At 48.4% G+C, this 16,462-nt stretch carries 14 protein-coding genes; 8 read left to right on the top strand and 6 right to left on the bottom strand.

Annotation, left to right across the window (positions count from 1 at the left end; all coding sequences use genetic code 11):
* Positions 1-37 precede the first annotated feature (37 nt).
* Positions 38-517, top strand: a complete 480-nt coding sequence (gene ybaK / locus C7R94_RS08055; protein WP_106779791.1) for a Cys-tRNA(Pro) deacylase — start codon at positions 38-40, stop codon at positions 515-517.
* A 41-nt stretch (positions 518-558) separates the two neighbouring features.
* Here ybaK and C7R94_RS08060 read toward each other — a convergent pair whose 3' ends face one another.
* Positions 559-1,383 (bottom strand): hypothetical protein, encoded by an 825-nt coding sequence (locus tag C7R94_RS08060; protein WP_106779794.1) that lies wholly within the window; start codon positions 1,381-1,383, stop codon positions 559-561.
* Between the two features lie 386 nt (positions 1,384-1,769).
* Here C7R94_RS08060 and C7R94_RS08065 point away from each other — a divergent pair, with 386 nt between their 5' ends.
* From C7R94_RS08065 to C7R94_RS08080, 4 genes are all read left to right on the top strand, one after another.
* A complete protein-coding gene (locus C7R94_RS08065; RefSeq protein WP_327934962.1) occupies positions 1,770-2,486 on the top strand; it encodes a helix-turn-helix transcriptional regulator in 717 nt (238 codons plus the stop codon).
* Between the two features lie 144 nt (positions 2,487-2,630).
* Positions 2,631-3,611 carry an ABC transporter substrate-binding protein gene (locus tag C7R94_RS08070; protein WP_106779798.1) on the top strand — a complete coding sequence of 327 codons (981 nt, stop codon included), beginning with the start codon at positions 2,631-2,633 and terminating at the stop codon, positions 3,609-3,611.
* Positions 3,612-3,687: 76 nt separating this feature from the next.
* Positions 3,688-4,713: an AraC family transcriptional regulator gene (locus tag C7R94_RS08075; RefSeq protein WP_106779800.1), complete on the top strand. Its 1,026-nt coding sequence runs from the start codon at positions 3,688-3,690 to the stop codon at positions 4,711-4,713.
* A 188-nt stretch (positions 4,714-4,901) separates the two neighbouring features.
* A complete protein-coding gene (locus C7R94_RS08080) occupies positions 4,902-5,693 on the top strand; it encodes an SDR family NAD(P)-dependent oxidoreductase (protein WP_106779803.1) in 792 nt (263 codons plus the stop codon).
* 54 nt (positions 5,694-5,747) lie between these two features.
* Here the strand turns inward: C7R94_RS08080 and C7R94_RS08085 are convergent, their stop codons facing one another.
* Both C7R94_RS08085 and gltC read right to left on the bottom strand, forming a co-directional pair.
* Positions 5,748-6,125: a VOC family protein gene (locus C7R94_RS08085; protein WP_106781220.1), complete on the bottom strand. Its 378-nt coding sequence runs from the start codon at positions 6,123-6,125 to the stop codon at positions 5,748-5,750.
* 130 nt (positions 6,126-6,255) lie between these two features.
* Positions 6,256-7,158 carry a glutamate biosynthesis transcriptional regulator GltC gene (gene gltC / locus C7R94_RS08090; RefSeq protein WP_106779805.1) on the bottom strand — a complete coding sequence of 301 codons (903 nt, stop codon included), beginning with the start codon at positions 7,156-7,158 and terminating at the stop codon, positions 6,256-6,258.
* Between the two features lie 124 nt (positions 7,159-7,282).
* On the opposite strand from gltC, the gene gltB reads away from it, so the two are divergent.
* Positions 7,283-11,896: a glutamate synthase large subunit gene (gltB, locus tag C7R94_RS08095; protein ID WP_106779808.1), complete on the top strand. Its 4,614-nt coding sequence runs from the start codon at positions 7,283-7,285 to the stop codon at positions 11,894-11,896.
* Between the two features lie 159 nt (positions 11,897-12,055).
* Positions 12,056-12,526, top strand: coding sequence for a YfbM family protein (locus C7R94_RS08100; protein ID WP_233220525.1), 471 nt, complete (start codon positions 12,056-12,058; stop codon positions 12,524-12,526).
* Between the two features lie 61 nt (positions 12,527-12,587).
* Here C7R94_RS08100 and C7R94_RS08105 read toward each other — a convergent pair whose 3' ends face one another.
* A complete protein-coding gene (locus C7R94_RS08105; RefSeq protein ID WP_369834987.1) occupies positions 12,588-12,890 on the bottom strand; it encodes a glycine zipper domain-containing protein in 303 nt (100 codons plus the stop codon).
* A gap of 118 nt (positions 12,891-13,008) precedes the next feature.
* On the opposite strand from C7R94_RS08105, the gene C7R94_RS08110 reads away from it, so the two are divergent.
* Positions 13,009-13,431 (top strand): VOC family protein, encoded by a 423-nt coding sequence (locus C7R94_RS08110; RefSeq protein ID WP_047069237.1) that lies wholly within the window; start codon positions 13,009-13,011, stop codon positions 13,429-13,431.
* Positions 13,432-13,506: 75 nt separating this feature from the next.
* On the opposite strand, the gene C7R94_RS08115 is transcribed toward C7R94_RS08110, so the two are convergent.
* The gene (locus C7R94_RS08115) at positions 13,507-14,835 is read right to left on the bottom strand and encodes a GntP family permease (protein ID WP_047069238.1); all 1,329 of its coding nucleotides are present in this window, start codon (positions 14,833-14,835) and stop codon (positions 13,507-13,509) included.
* Positions 14,836-14,860: 25 nt separating this feature from the next.
* Positions 14,861-16,402 (bottom strand): gluconokinase, encoded by a 1,542-nt coding sequence (gntK, locus tag C7R94_RS08120; protein WP_106779813.1) that lies wholly within the window; start codon positions 16,400-16,402, stop codon positions 14,861-14,863.
* Positions 16,403-16,462 lie beyond the last annotated feature (60 nt).

Raw genomic sequence — 16,462 nt, forward strand, 5'->3', positions numbered from 1 at the left:
TATTTTGTTGACCAGCGTGTAGTGGAGGTGGAATGGCGTGAAGCAAGGAAAAACGAATGCGATGCGGATATTGGATAAAGAAAAAATCGCATACACCATGCTGACATATGCAACAGATGATGGAAAAATCGACGGAATCGCTGTCGCCCAAAAGATCGGTCGCGAAGAAAACGTTGTCTATAAAACCTTGATTTCGCAAGGGACGAGCAAATTGTATTATGTGTTTGTCATTCCCGTTGAAGCCGAGCTTGACCTCAAAAAAGCGGCGAAAGCAGTCGGGGAGAAGAAGATCGAGATGATTCCCGTGAAGGAGATCACAAAGGTATCCGGCTATATTCGTGGTGGATGTTCGCCAGTTGGGATGAAGAAATTGTTTCCGACGGTGATCGATCAACGAGCACAATCGCTAGAGACGATCATCGTCAGTGGCGGAAACATTGGCGTCCAGATCGAGATGGCAGTAGAGGGCTTGTTACAAGCAACGAAAGGCTCTTTGGCGGATGTATCTGCAAGCTAACAGCAAGAAGGCCACGGCATTAGCTGGGGCTTTTTTGCTGTTTATGGAAAAAGCCCCGACCAAACTTGGATAGGGGTGTCGCATGAGCAGCAGTTCAATTCACCAGCAAGATAAGGAAGATGGGCAAGCAGCTTTTTATCCCCAATCTCAAGTGCACGTTGGTATAATCTCTGAAGTCCGCTGTCATTTGTCATGTCCGGTCTTTTGGCGACGATTGAAAATCGTTTCGCTGTACCGTGAGAAACGGGATCGTCTTCGTAAGCGAACAAAACCTCTTCATCCTTATCTGGCCATAAGTAGATTGACTGATCGCACGTCGGACACACCGTTACATATTCGTCTCCCTCCAAAAAGGTGAGAAGCATGTTGGCAATGTCTTTGTCCCCACGAAACGCAGCATCCGCAGCTAGTATGTAGCGCTTGTCTGCTTCATGCTCCCCCATCCGTGCTAGGTGAAGGATGGATTCTGTCTGCTCTGTCAGTGATAGAATGGCATGTCGGTATTCACGATAGATCTCTCTGATGGTCTCATGATCCAATAATGGTGTCTGATCTCGTAAAAACTCCGATGGCAAATCCAAATGAGGTGCATTTTCGCTACTGGCTTCGAAAATGCCGCAAGTTATGAAGATGTCCAACAAAATATCGGGGTTCTCCGTTTTTAAAGCGATCTCTACTAAATAGGGGAATGCAGCATATGTACATGGATAAATCGTATTTTGATGATACAGAAGCTCCCAATACAACTCTTCTTTTTCCTCGGAAAAATAGTCGTGCCCAATATGCTGGATGAGCGCAGGGATGCGATCGGAAAAACCATAAGGACCTTGTAGCTTCCCCCATACAGGGCTTGCTAAATCTAGCATAAGAACAACTCCTCTCTTGCTGAAATGTGCCACTATTCCCATATCATAGTAAAACTTTACTCCATCCGCTATAATTTGAGAATGATTATCATATGCATTTTACACATCAGATGGGGTGGACAGAGTTGAGTTCAACAGATATTCAAGAAAACTTTCATCACTTTTTCGACAGCATGAATCTGGAAACACAGAATGTGGATCAGAAAACACATCTGACCCTTCATCCAGAGATGGGGGAGGGATATGTTCATCGGTTTCTTCCTCGGTATGATATGGAAGTTGTTGTATCCGATTATACATTTTACCGATCTGAGAGTATCTCTCTATGTACGAAAAGCCCTATGGTAGAGCTAAATTTTTGTTTAAAAGGGCAAAGAGGCATAAGCGTGCAAGGCAAAGAGCACCAATTTGGGCCTGGTCTTTGCTCGCTTCAATTCATGTCAGAAGTGGAAGCGAGGTTTGAATATGTTGGAAATGAGCCGTTCTACATGCTTGGCATCGGTATTCCGGTGTCGACCTTTCATCATTTTATGGTGGAGTCGAACGGAAAGCGTTCCATTGAATTCGGACAAGTTCTTGGAAAACAATCGTTCCGTATCTTTCAGGAAAAGCTGTCTCCTGCCGCTTCCGTTGCACTCCAGCGAGTGATGCAGTACGCCGCCAAACCGGGAGTGAAAATGATTGAGATGGAAACTGGCGTTTTGGGACTACTTTCGATGGCGTTTCAATCCTTTCTGCTTGATAGAGAAACGGCGTCTGTTCCTTTATCGAAAAGCGACAAAGAAAAGATCGCGCAAGCAAGGGAGATCATGCTGGAATGCATGGCAGACCCGCCTTCATTACCTGAACTATCCAGAATGATTGGTTTAAATGACTACAAGCTAAAGGCAGGCTTTAAAGCAATGTTCGGCACGACCGTTTTTGGCTACTTGCGAGAAAAGAGGTTGGAAAAAGCCTTGTGTTTGCTTCAACAAGGGGAAATGAATGTGACGGAAACGGCGGGTGCTATCGGATATACGAATACGAGCTACTTTGCCGAAGCATTCCGGGAGAAATATGGAGTCAACCCAAGCGCATTCGTGAGACGTTCCTCTAACAGGTAGGCTCAGTATCCCGATAACCAGCAAACTATTCCGTCTACAGGTGGTATGGATGATCGGCCAGTAGTATCATTTGTGGCGTTGATAACGAATCTCATTTACATGTTTTATTATGTAAGAGAACCTCAAAAGGAGAGAAGACGGAGCATGCAGCGACAAGGTAGTATTTTTATGGCCCTAGCTATCATTTTAGTTCTAATGATAACAGGATGCGCCGGAGGATCGAGCCAACAAACAATTGCACCAGCTACGAACAAACATGTGGAACACCAAGACGCAACGCCTGTAAAGAGCGAGAGGGCTTTTCCACGGACGATCTCGCATCTATCAGGTGAAACAGTCATTCAGGAAAAACCAATAAAATTCGCGACGCCGTACATTGCTTTTGTTGACTACTTAGCCGTTTTGGATGAGTATCCGATTGCTGCTCAAGGTGTATCGACCATTACGGCGAATTTCCCCAGTCTCAGTAAACGAGTGGCGGATAAAAATATCATCGATCTAGGGATGGAGGTTGATCTGGAGAAGCTGCTGGCTGTTCAGCCTGATGTCATCATTGCCGCTGATGACATGCGGGACCAATACGAAAGATTATCGCAAATTGCGCCAACTGTCATCTTGCCACAAGCTGGGGATTGGCGTGAAACCCTTCAACAAATCGCAGCCATTATTGGAAAAGAGGAGAAGGCTGCGAATGTGCTATCCGAGTTTGATAGAAAATCGGCGGCATACAGAGAACAGCTCGCCTTTCGAAGTCAGGAGTCAGTCATGTTCGTCATGTACAGAGGGAAAGAGCAGTTCATTACTTGGACCGATGGACGCTTCGATCCATTTTATGATGGACTTGGCTTGAGACGAACAGAAGGGGCAAATGATAATGGGCAGCTCTCACTGGAGAGCCTCGCTCAATTAAATCCAGACCACCTGTTTGTCATCAATAATTGGCAAGCTCCGATCCAAGGTGGAGTGAAAGAGGCCTTGAAAGGAAGCAACGTGTGGAATAGCTTGAACGCGGTCAAAAACAACCGGGTCTATGAATTGGCAGACCCTTCGTTACCAGGACCGATGGCTCTCGCGAAAATAGACGGGATTGAAGAAATCATGAAAGCGATGGGCAAGCAAAAATAACGCATACGATCACCTTCATGTATACTTAAGCATAAGCGGAACGAAGCGGTAAGCAACTAAAGGAGATCCATACGTAATGAAAGCAGACCGAATAAAATTCCCGGCGGGATTTTGGGCAGGATTACAACGACTAGGGATTGCCCCCTATGACCTCGTTCGCAAAGCGCGCCTGCCGCTCACCATTCTTACAGAACCAGCTGTAGTCACCACTGCTCAATATTTCAGAATATGGAAAGCGTACTCCGATCTAGCTGGTGACATTGCTACCGGAATCATCAAGCTTTCCACCACTTTTGAAACGGCACAATATCCACCAACTGTTTTAGCGACCTACCATGCTCGTGACTATCGCGACGCGCTTAATCGAATGGTACGGTATAAACAACTGTGCCCTCCGGAAAAGTTGCGTATAACAGAGGAGGGAGAGCGCTGTACAATCGAATTGGAGTGGATGCATAGTGAGCAAACCGGACCACCAGTCCTGGTTGGAACCACGCTCGCCTTTCTTTTAGAACTTGGACGACGGGGCACGGGCAAGCGATTAACTGCACAGTCCGTGGAATTTTCTCACTCGATGGGGGATGTAACTGCTCTTGAAGCTTACTTCGGCTGTCCGATACGGATTGGCACCACCGCTAACCGATTAACACTCCATCGACGCGACCTGGACCGCCTCTTTCTTTCGTATAACAAAGAATTGCTGGAGATATTGACACCTGTATTGGATCGTTCATTGGATGAACAGTATAGTCATACCGTTGCTGAGATGGTCAAGTGGATTTTGAAGCGAAGCCTAACCGGAGGCCGCCTAGATATTCGAGCAGTTGCGAGCGAGCTGGGCATGAGCGATCGTACCTTGCAGCGCAGACTTACGGATGAATGCACTACGTTCAAGCAACTGTTAACACAGGCTCGGCATGAACAGGCACGAGAATACTTGTCCGACCCCAAGCTCGATATAAAAGAAGTGGCTTTTTTACTTGGATATGAAGATCAGAACTCATTTTACCGAGCCTTTCGCCTTTGGGAAGGCGATACACCTTCAAATTGGCGTTCCGAATACTATCGGGTCAATCCCGCGGTCATAGAAGCCCTGACATAACCCGTTCCTAGCAGAGCTAGCATTTTCTTGGCTTCCATATTTGGCGGGTTCAGCAAGAACTTTGGCGCAGTACGCTAGTTACCGAACGATCCAGAAAAAGTACGATAATCTCTATCCGGAGCACAAGGATGTTCCAAGATGAACTTCTAGTCAGCTTGCCGTAAATGACTACAAAGGAGACAAGTGTCATGGATATGGGATTAAGGAACAAAACTGCTTTAGTTACTGGATCGACGAAGGGTATTGGGAAAGCAATTGCCATTGAGCTTGCCAGAGAAGGCGTCAATGTCCTCGTAAATGGACGGAATGATGAAGAGGTAGAGCGTATCGTAAATGAATTGAAGTCAGAATTCCCGGATACTTCCCCTCAGAATGCTACGGCCGATCTGGTGGATAGGCAGCAAAGAGAAGCTTTATTTGAGAAGTATCCCCACGTTGATATTCTTGTTAACAATATGGGTATTTATGAGATCATGTCCTATGAAGACGTTGACGATGAAGTATGGGAAAAATACTTCCGAACAAATGTCCTAGCGGCAAATGGATTATCTAAATTTTACTTGCCTAACATGTTGAAGAACAATTATGGACGAATCATCTTTATCGCAAGTGAAGAAGCGATCATGCCTTCAGGGCAAATGCCTCAGTATTGCATGACGAAATCGATGCTATTATCACTGTCAAAAAGCCTATCTAAACGAACGGTAGGAACAGAAGTCACCTCCAATACAATCATGCCAGGGCCAACGCTTTCCGAAAATGTCTATCAAATCATTGATCGTTTGTTTCCTGATGACATGGCATTTTCGGAAAAAGAGAAGCAATTTATGGCAGCAAACCTGCCTCAATCCGAGTTGCAGCGGTTTATTAAGCCTTTTGAAATAGGCAGGCTGGTAGCATTCGTATCCAGCCCTTATGCAACCGCATTTAAAGGTTCACCGATCCGTATGGATGGGGGCATGGTGCCAACTATTTTTTAAAATACCGAGATCGATACACAAAGTCCTGATGCATCTGTTCATCAGGACTTTTTCTTACTCTGGTTGAAACGAAGCGAGAATCTCCAGGTAATGTGCATTGTACATAATGCCGAGGACATTCCCAAATGGATCAAGGACAGAAACCGTTATGAATCCGTCACCACGCTGGATGAGGGGCTCGTATTCTCTTGCTCCCATGGATAAAAGCTTATCCAGTACGGATTCGATATCGTCGACGTGCCAGTACATCACTGCGCCACCCGGGCCAGGTACCGCTTTTGCAGGCGAGAACCGACGATCAATGAGGCCTAGCTCGTGCTTGTAGTCGCCAATACGAAACTCGACATAGGCGAGCTGTCCATCCGGTCCAGAGCGTTCGAAATATGGCGCAATGCCCAGTAGCTCTGTGTACCACTTTTTTGCCGCCTGCATATCATCCGCCCAATAACTGATCGTAGCAAAGCCCCGCAATTTGGTTGTGACTCATCATCGAAGTTCCTCCTTAAAATGGATGGTACTTCTGATTTTAAGGCCCAACTACTGACAACTGTCTGTCAGTAGTTTAACTGTACTTACTCAGCACATCAAAAAACTCTTTCAGAAAATGATAAAAAAGCTTTTCAGAAGGGGGAAGCTCCCGGTTGTTGGGGATGATAATGCCCACAGTTCGCGTAACCAATGGCTCACTTATCGGGATTTTCACGGTCTCACGAGGAACGTTATCCGTTAACGTAAGCTCTGGCAACAAAGTGACGCCCAAGCCTGCTGCCACCAACCCTTTAATGGCATCGATGTCTTCCCCTTCAAACGCAACTTTAGGAGAAAAGCCCATTTGCGAGCAAGCATTGACTGCGATATTGCGGAGGATGAAACCGGGTGGAAACAACACAAAGGTATCTTCCTGCAATTGACTGAGACGCAAGCTTGGCTGCTTGGACAGCGGGTGCTTCGCGGGCAGGAGCGCCACGATATTTTCAGCGAAAAAGATGTAGCTGCGCACATTTTTTTCCTGAGTGGGAACAGGTCCAAGAAAAGCCAGGTCAATTTCTCCGTTGATGACCGAGTTGATCAGCCCCTGATAAGAACCTTGCTTTAATTGAAAGCCGATGTCCGGATAACGCGCGCGAAAACCGGAGATGACCGTCGGAAGGGGATTCGCGGCAAGGCTGCTCGTAAAACCAACACGAATCGTGCCCCGAGACGGATCAAGAAACTCTTCGATCTTTTCCTTCGCTTTCTCGATTTCGTTCATCGCCATTTCGACGTGCTGCAAAAAGATTTTTCCAACTGCCGTCAGCTTGATATTGCGACCTTCGCGGAGGAACAGTGACACACCGAGCTCCTCCTCCAGGTTGGCGATTTGCCGACTGAGGGCTGACTGGGCGACGTGTAAATGATGTGAGGCCTCGGTGAAGTGCTCTCGTTTAGCAACCTCGATGAAGTATTGAATCTGTCGTAGCTCCATGAATACCCACACCTTACCCATTGATCTCGATTTGAGATAGATTTTGCATAAATTATATATTGTTTGTATCGTTTCACTCAATCTAAAATGTACATACCAGAGAGAGCAAGGAGAGTGGAGATACATGACGACACAAGGAATGCCTGCTAAGCAAGGTCTGTACGATCCGATTTTCGAACATGACGCTTGCGGAATTGGTTTTATTGCAAATTTGAAATCCAAATCGACGCACGATATGGTCCGAAAAGGTCTGAAAATTCTGTGCCAACTGGAACACCGCGGCGGTCAAGGCAGTGATCCGGAAACGGGAGACGGTGCAGGGATTTTAACGCAAATTCCACATGCCTTTTTCAAAAAGACCTGTAAAGAGCTGAATATCACGTTGCCGGTGCCAGGAAAATACGGTGTAGGTATGCTGTTTCTTCCGATGGATGAAGCGAAACGGCAAAAGTATGAAGCTCTGCTGGAGGCGATTGTAGCAGCAGAGGGACAAAAGCTGCTCGGCTGGAGAACGGTTCCTGTCGATGCGACGAAAATCGGGAAAACGGCTGTAGCGAGTCAGCCTTATGTCCGCCAAGTATTCATCGGAGCCAGCTCGAATATACAGGACCAAATGGCATTTGAACGAAAGCTGTACGTCATTCGCAAGCAGGTGGAGCGGGCAGCAGGTGCTGATTTTTACGCCGCTTCCATGTCTTCGCGTACGATTGTCTATAAAGGCTTGCTCACACCAGGACAGCTGGATGCTTTTTACCTTGATTTGCAAGATGATTCTTACACTTCTACCTTCTCCGTCGTTCACTCGCGTTTCAGCACGAACACATTCCCTACATGGGAGAGGGCACATCCAAATCGTTATTTGATTCACAACGGGGAAATCAACACCTTGCAAGGAAACATGAACTGGATGATGGCTCGTGAAAAAATGTTCCAGTCTGAGGTGTTTGGTGCTGATTTGGCAAAAGTGGTGCCAGTTATTGATATGGCGGGCAGTGATTCAGCGATTTTGGACAACTGCGTGGAGTTTTTCTCGTTGGCAGGCCGCTCATTGCCGCATGTTGCGATGATGATGATTCCTGAACCGTGGGATCAGGATGAGCGAATCGACGAAAATAAGAAAGCTTTTTACGAGTACCATAGCTGCCTCATGGAGCCGTGGGATGGCCCAACAGCTATTTCTTTTACGGATGGCAGACACATCGGCGCGATTCTCGACCGAAACGGATTGCGACCGGCGAGATACTATGTGACGTCTGATGATACTATTATTTTCTCATCGGAGGTTGGCGTTCTCGAAGTACCAGATGAAACGATTGTTCAGAAAGGCCGGCTTAGTCCTGGACGGATGCTGCTCGTTGACCTAGAGGAAGGCAGAATCGTATCAGACGAGGAAATCAAGCAAAAGATCGCAAGCGAACAGCCATATCAGCAGTGGGTGAAAAACAACCTGCATGCTATCGAGGATTTGCCGGCAGCAGGTCGCATGGAGGAGCTGCAAGGAGATAGCTTGCTTGCGTACCAAAAAGCGTTTGGCTATACACAGGAGGAAGTCGACAAGATACTTGCCCCGATGGTGGCAGAACAAAAAGATCCCATTGGTTCGATGGGCGTAGATACTCCTCTCGCGGTACTGTCCGATCGAGCACAGCTCTTGTACCACTACTTCAAACAGTCCTTCGCTCAGGTCACGAATCCGCCGATAGATGCGCTGCGGGAGGCCTGCGTAACATCGACCCATACTGTGCTTGGCGCGGAAGGAAACCTGCTTGCACCAGATGCGAGCAATTGCCGCAGAATTCGTTTGTCCAATCCGTTGATCTCCAATCAAGAGCTGGCGAAGCTTCGTGCGAACCCATACCAAGAGTTCAAGGCAAAAACATTGTCGATACTCTTCCCGGCCCAAGGGGGCGAGCAGGGTCTAGAGCTGGCACTTGATCAATTGTTCGCTGCGGCGGATGAAGCGATTGCTGCGGGCTACACCTTGCTGATTTTATCTGATCGAGGAATGAATCAGGATTTGGCTGCAATGCCTGCCTTGCTGGCTGGAAGTGGACTTCACCATCATCTCGTCCGTGCAGGTACACGTACCAAAGCGAGCATCATCATAGAATCTGGTGAACCACGGGATGTGCACCAATTTGCTATGCTGATTGGTTACGGTGCCGACGCCATCAACCCATACGTCGCCATCTCAACTGTGAATCAATTGGTTGTATCGGCTAAGCTGAAGGATACCACAAGCGACGAAGCAGTCGAAGTGTACCTGCAAACAGCAATAGAAGGTGTCGTAAAGGTCATGTCCAAGATGGGCATTTCAACCATCCAGAGCTACCGTGGCGCACAAATTTTTGAAGCGGTGGGCATTCATTCCGCTGTCATCGATCGCTATTTTAGCCGTACGCCTTCTCAGATTTCCGGTATCGGACTGGATGTGATTGCGCAAGAGACTTTGATTCGCCATGCGAAAGCATTTTTGCCAGAGCATTCCGAGGAAGCATTGGAGGCAGGCAGCGATTTTCAGTTCCGCCGTGATGGTGAGTTCCACCTGTTCAATCCGAAGACGGTTCATGCCCTGCAAAAAGCTTGCCGGGAAGGCAGCTATGAGCAGTACAAAATCTATACGGAGCAAGCGACGGCACAGCAATTCGTAGCCCTGCGGCATTTGCTCGATTTCAAGTCGAATCGACAGCCGATCCCACTGAGCGAGGTAGAATCTGTTGACTCCATTGTTCATCGTTTTAAAACAGGGGCGATGTCATACGGCTCTCTCAGCAAGGAAGCGCATGAGACCTTAGCAATCGCCATGAACCGCTTGGGTGCGAAAAGCAACAGCGGGGAAGGCGGCGAAGATTCGGCACGCTACATCATGGATGAAAACGGAGATTTGCGACGCAGTGCCATTAAGCAGGTCGCATCCGGACGCTTTGGCGTATCCAGTCATTACTTGGTCAATGCCTCTGAAATCCAGATCAAGATGGCACAAGGGGCAAAGCCAGGCGAAGGCGGTCAATTGCCAGGAAGCAAGGTCTATCCGTGGATTGCCGAAGTACGTGGATCGACACCAGGAGTTGGACTCATTTCACCGCCGCCTCATCACGATATTTATTCGATCGAGGATTTGGCACAGCTGATTTTTGACTTGAAAAATGCGAATCCGCGTGCACGAATCAGCGTGAAGCTCGTTTCCAAGGCGGGAGTTGGAACGATTGCGGCTGGTGTGGCAAAAGGTCTTGCGGATGTCATTGTGGTAAGTGGACACGATGGCGGCACTGGCGCTTCCCCCAAATCAAGCATCAAGCACGCAGGACTGCCATGGGAACTCGGTCTTGCTGAGACACATCAGACGCTCTTGCTCAACCAATTGCGCGACCGTGTGGTTCTGGAAACAGACGGCAAACTGATGACGGGACGCGATGTCGTCATTGCAGCTCTACTCGGTGCGGAGGAATTCGGCTTCGCTACGGCACCACTTGTTTCGATAGGGTGTGTCATGGCTCGCGTATGCCACCTCGATACATGCCCAGTGGGAGTGGCGACACAAAATCCCGAGCTGCGCAAACGGTTTAAAGGCGATCCGCAGCACGCTGTGAATTTCATGCGTCTCGTTGCCCGTGAAGTTCGTGAGATCATGGCGGAGCTGGGCTATCACTCCATCGAGTCGATGGTCGGTCAAAGCCATGTGCTGAAGATGAGTGATACGGCAAAAGAACACTGGAAAGCCAAGCACATTGATTTGTCCGCGCTCTTGTTCCAGCCGGATGTCTCCGAGGATGTGGGCCGCTATCATCAGCGCAACCAAGATCACAAGCTGGAAGAAACGCTGGATCGTCAAAAACTGCTCAAGCTGTGCAAGCCAGCATTGAATAAACAGCAGCAGGTAGAGGCAAAGCTCACCATCACCAATACGAATCGAGTGGTCGGTACGATTTTGGGCAGCGAGGTAACCAAACGTTTTGGCGAGCACGGCCTGCCGGAGGATACCATCCGCCTGCATTTTACTGGCTCGGCAGGTCAAAGCTTCGGGGCATTTGTTCCACGAGGGATCACGCTTCATCTCGAGGGAGATGCAAATGACTACGTAGGAAAAGGGTTATCGGGCGGTAAAATATCGGTCGCACCATCGAAAAAAAGCAAATTCGCTCCCGAGGACAACATGATTATCGGAAACGTTGCGTTCTACGGAGCGACCTCCGGAGAGGCGTATATCAACGGGATGGCTGGTGAGCGATTCTGCGTTCGCAACAGCGGCGTGACTGCAGTGGTTGAAGGAGTAGGCGACCATGGCTGCGAGTATATGACTGGGGGACGCGTTGTGGTTCTCGGCCCCGTAGGAAAAAACTTTGCAGCAGGCATGTCGGGTGGTACTGCCTACGTTCTGGCTGAGGATAAAGAGAAGTTTGCTGCGATGTGCAATCAGGAGATGGTACTCCTGGAGACATTGGAAGATCAACGGGAGATTACTCGAGTCAAACGCTTGCTGGAAAACCACGTCAGCCACACAGGCAGCCGTCATGCAAAAGCTTTGCTCAATGAATGGGAACGTACCGTCCAACAGTTTGTCAAAGTCATTCCAAAAGATTACAAGCAAATCGTCTCCACGATGGAGGAGTTGGAGAAATCCGGTATGAAGCGCCAAGAGGCGATATTGGCAGCTTTTGAAATGAGCCAGAAGAAAGGCGATGCCAAAGCACCGAAAAAGAAAGCGCCCGAGCAATCCTTTGTTTCAGTGGGGAAATAAGGAGATGGCCGATGACTTATTTTGTGAGTCGTCGGCTTTTTTTCTTTTGGTAACCAATGCGACGCGGTAGGGGATTGGGAAGTGGAAGAAACTTTGCTATGATGATGAGTAACTCGAAAAAAGAACATTTTCAAAGGTGGAGGAGGGATCGCAGTGGGCATGTGCGGCAATTACATGATAGCAAATGACGAGATGATCGATTCATGGATTGCAGGGACGATCGATTTATATGAGGTAGAGCTAAAAGAAGAGGATATGCTGGATATAGATAAAACCTGGCAAGCCATTCCCTTTACATTGTGCGGAGAACTGATGGATGGAGAGCCGCCTTTTTGCTACGTGGTACCATTATTAACCGAGCAAGCAGCTGAATTCGGGGAGTTTGGCGCATTCTATTTACATAGTGACCAGGTAAAAATAGCGTATGAGGCTATTGCCGATATGACGGAGTCAGATCTAAAAGAAAAATATCATTTTCCTACCTTGTTGGAAAATGATGTATACCCACTTCATGAGGAAGATGAAGCGGAAGGATTTTTCGCGTACATGTATCATCATTTTCAGTTCATTCAAGCATTTTTCAAGAGAGCAGTAGCGCAAGGGAAAGGACTCATTTTCTACATCAGTTAATGGAAAAGAGGTGCAGGTTTGCCCCTGCACCCTGTTTTTTCAAACATAGAAGAAGCTTGTTTTATTCTGTGCGGTCTCTATCGGCATCATTATTCACAACGTTATTCATAACATTATTCGCAACATCCCATGTGTCATTGCCATCAGCCGCCACATTTTCTCCCATTTCGTTGCCAAGTGCACCCCCGGCAACAGCGCCTGCAATGGTGCCGAGCGGGCCTAAAATAGAACCTACAGCAGCACCTACTGCCGCACCGCCAACTGTTCCTACAGCTTCAGCAGCTCCATTGCCTGTCAGGTTTGCTTCTACGTTGTCAACAGCATTGTTGTCATTGCGTTCGTTGTCAGTAGCCAAGATTGTCACTCCCTCGATTAGTGTTGGGAAGCTCTGCTATATCAAACGTGCAGCCCCAAGGCATAGGTTGCCCCAAACCATTTATTTCATTCCAAAAATAACCTTGAAGTCTGGAGGTATTGAGATCATGATTCAATCCATCGTTCATATCGCTTTAGTCGTCAAAGATTATGATGAAGCGATTGAGTTTTACACGAAAAAGCTCAACTTTACCTTAGTGGAAGATACGTATCAGCCAGAACAGGATAAGCGGTGGGTTGTCGTATCTCCGCCTGGTTCGGTTGGAACTACGATCTTGCTTGCAAAAGCATCCAAACCTGAGCAAGAGTTATTCATCGGGAATCAGGCTGGCGGGAGGGTTTTTCTCTTTTTAAACACAGACGATTTTTGGAGAGATTATCATGAGATGGTCGCAAGAGGAATCCAATTTGTGAGAGAGCCAAAAGAACAGCCGTATGGAATGGTGGCGGTCTTTCAGGATTTATATGGCAACCTGTGGGATTTGCTGGAGCTGAATGAAGACCATCCGATTGCCAAACGAATGAAGTAGCAAGTTACCCAGCCAAATGAAAAACAGGTCTTACCTCCAGTGATATGGATGGAAAGACCTGTTTTTCATTTTGTGTTACACGATATAGGACAGTCCCATGATCAAAATGATTGCCACAACAGAAAGAATGGTCTCCATCACTGTCCATGTTTTAAGCGTATCTTGTACAGACATATTGAAGTATTCCTTGATCAGCCAGAACCCGGAATCGTTTACATGAGACAGGATCAGGGAGCCAGAACCTGTTGCCAGGACCAAAAGCTCCGGACTCGTTCCAGGGATTTGCAACGCGATCGGACCTACGATACCGGCAGCCGTCATCATGGAGACGGTCGCGGAGCCTGTTGCCACACGGATCAAGGCCGCGATCAGCCAGCCCAGGAAAATAGGGGAGATCGCAGATGCCGTAGCGAGCTCGGCAATATAGTCACCCACACCGCTGTTCAGCAGTACTTTGTTAAATGCGCCGCCTGCGCCGATGACGAGCAAGATTGTCGCGGTTGGTGCCAAGCAATCATTTGTGAATTTGAGAATATCGTCTTTCGTAAAACCACGGTTGAACCCGAGCGTCCAGAAGGAAACAATCACGGCAATCAGCAGAGACGTAATCGGGCTTCCGATAAAATCAGCCCATTGGCGAATCGTATGTTCTTTTGGCAGAGTCACATCCGCAACCGTTGCAGACAACATCAACAGCACAGGGAGCAAGACGGTGAAGACAGTGATCCCAAAGCTGGGCAAATCACGCTCGGATTTTGGTTCCGCCAGCTGGGAAGCGAGCTCTGGAGAGATGCTGGCCTTGACTCGTTTGCTAATCCAACTGCCGTAGATCGGTCCTGCAATGATTGCGGAAGGCAGTGCGACAATGATGGAGAGCAGAATCGTTTTACCGACATCCGCCTGGAACAGATCGACAGCGGCCATAGCAGCAGGGTGTGGCGGGACGATCCCGTGAACGATGGAAAGGCCGGCTACGAGCGGAATTCCGATTTTGACAAGGGAGACCCCTGTTTGTCTGGCAATCGTAAACACGAGTGGAATCAAGAGTACAAAACCAACCTGGAAAAATACCGGAATCCCTACGATAAACGCCACGAACATCATGGCCCAGTGTACGTTATTCTCACCAAAGCGGTTGATAAGCGTACGGGCAATGCGTTCGGCTCCGCCAGATTCTGCCATCATTTTGCCAAGCATGGTTCCCAAGGCTAGCACGATCGCGATAAAACCGAGAGTGCCACCCATCCCATCCTTAATTGAATCCACAACTTTTACAAGCGGCATGCCGGATGCGATTCCCACAAAACCAGCGGCCAATAACAGTGCGATAAATGGGTTCAGTTTGAAGCGAGTAATGAGAACGAGCAGGAAGACGATGGACAGCAGTGTAATGACGAGTGGCATGATGAACCCTCCCTAGTTGTTGTCTCTAGTTGTTCAACCGCTTTTGGAATTCGGCTATCAGCTTGTACTCTTCCAGCAGGTTGTAATAAACACGCTCGTATATATAGAAAAGCTCCAAATAGACACTGGATCGTTCCAAATCAGGCTCGTGGCGATGCGAAATATGAATCATCTTTTTCACATCATGCAAATGATCCATCGCTCCCAATGCATGCATCGCCAAAAGAGCGGCACCAAAGCTCGAGCTTTCATGACTCTCCGGAATCAGCACTTCATACCCGAACATATCGGACATAATCTGCCGCCATTCCCGCGAGCGGGCGAATCCACCTGATGCACGGATTTCCGTGGCTCCACCTGCCAGATCGCGCAGGGCGATACCGATGCTGTAGACGCTAAACAAGATTCCTTCGAGAACAGCTCGGATAAAATGCTCGCGCTTATGATGCAGGCCGATACCGAAGAAGGAGCCTCTTGCTTGTGCGTTCCAATACGGAGCTCGTTCACCCGACAAGAAGGGGAGAAAGAGCAACCCGTCTGCACCAGCTCGAACATGCTCAGCAGCTTGAATCATGACTTCATAGGGATCAACGCCGAGTTGTTTTGCTTTTTCCACTTCGGGCCAACTGAATTCGTCACGGAACCACCGAAGCATGATCCCGCCGTTGTTTGAGGGTCCGCCAATCACCCAGTGGTTTTCCGTCAGCACGTAGCAGAAAGTCCGTCCTTTTGGATCGGTGATCGGCTCTGGCACGACGGTTCTAACAGCGCCACTCGTGCCAATGGTGATGGCTACTTGTCCGGGGTCAATGGCTCCGATGCCGAGGTTTGCCAAAACCCCATCGCTGGCCCCGACTACGAAAGGTGTATCTGGATCGATCCCAATCTCTTCCGCATAACGAATCTTCATTCCCCGCAGGATATGAGTAGTCGGTACAGGCTCACTGAGATGTTGCTTGGAAATGCCTGCGACTCGCAGCGCCTCCTCATCCCAGTCGAGCTTTCTGAGATTAAACAGCCCTGTAGCTGAAGCTATGGAGTAATCGACGATATACTCACCAAATAGCCGATAAATGACATATTCCTTGATCGAAATAAACTTGGCTGCCCGGCGAAACGTATCTGGCAAGTTCTCCCGTAGCCACATGATTTTGGGCAGTGGAGACATGGGATGGATAGGTGTGCCTGTCGTTAAGTAAATCTGATGACCGACACCGTCTGCTTTTAGTCGATCTGCTTGTGCCACGCTCCGATTGTCAGCCCAGATGATGCTGTTCGTCAGGGGATTGCCACTCGGGTCGACAGCGATCAGACTGTGCATGGCAGTAGAGAAGCCAATACCACCGATCTCGCTTTTTACAATGCCTGCATGCTCCAGTGCTTGTTTCAAAGCCTGGATGACAGCAGCAAAAATCGTCTCCGGCTCTTGCTCAGCCCAAGACGGCTGGGGAACGAGTAGCTGATAATCGATATTACCCGTACCACGGATGGCACCGGAAGGAGTGAAAACAATTGCTTTGGTACTGGTTGTCCCGATATCAAGCCCGATAAAGTAGGATTGCGTCATAGAAGTCACCCCTAATTGAATACGCTTTCAACGTGTTGTCATGGAGATAACGAGATTATA

Source organism: Brevibacillus sp. NRRL NRS-603 (assembly GCF_003013445.1).
GTDB lineage: Bacteria > Bacillota > Bacilli > Brevibacillales > Brevibacillaceae > Brevibacillus > Brevibacillus formosus.

Bases quoted from the DNA above. Each gene is read 5' to 3' on its own strand.
- C7R94_RS08070 (WP_106779798.1), top strand. From the start codon at position 2,631: ATGCAGCGACAAGGTAGTATTTTTATGGCCCTAGCTATCATTTTAGTT.
- C7R94_RS08085 (WP_106781220.1), bottom strand. From the start codon at position 6,125: ATGCAGGCGGCAAAAAAGTGGTACACAGAGCTACTGGGCATTGCGCCA.
- C7R94_RS08110 (WP_047069237.1), top strand. From the start codon at position 13,009: ATGATTCAATCCATCGTTCATATCGCTTTAGTCGTCAAAGATTATGAT.
- C7R94_RS08060 (WP_106779794.1), bottom strand. From the start codon at position 1,383: ATGCTAGATTTAGCAAGCCCTGTATGGGGGAAGCTACAAGGTCCTTAT.
- gltB (WP_106779808.1), top strand. From the start codon at position 7,283: ATGACGACACAAGGAATGCCTGCTAAGCAAGGTCTGTACGATCCGATT.
- C7R94_RS08115 (WP_047069238.1), bottom strand. From the start codon at position 14,835: ATGCCACTCGTCATTACACTGCTGTCCATCGTCTTCCTGCTCGTTCTC.
- C7R94_RS08075 (WP_106779800.1), top strand. From the start codon at position 3,688: ATGAAAGCAGACCGAATAAAATTCCCGGCGGGATTTTGGGCAGGATTA.
- gntK (WP_106779813.1), bottom strand. From the start codon at position 16,402: ATGACGCAATCCTACTTTATCGGGCTTGATATCGGGACAACCAGTACC.
- C7R94_RS08080 (WP_106779803.1), top strand. From the start codon at position 4,902: ATGGATATGGGATTAAGGAACAAAACTGCTTTAGTTACTGGATCGACG.
- C7R94_RS08100 (WP_233220525.1), top strand. From the start codon at position 12,056: ATGTGCGGCAATTACATGATAGCAAATGACGAGATGATCGATTCATGG.
- gltC (WP_106779805.1), bottom strand. From the start codon at position 7,158: ATGGAGCTACGACAGATTCAATACTTCATCGAGGTTGCTAAACGAGAG.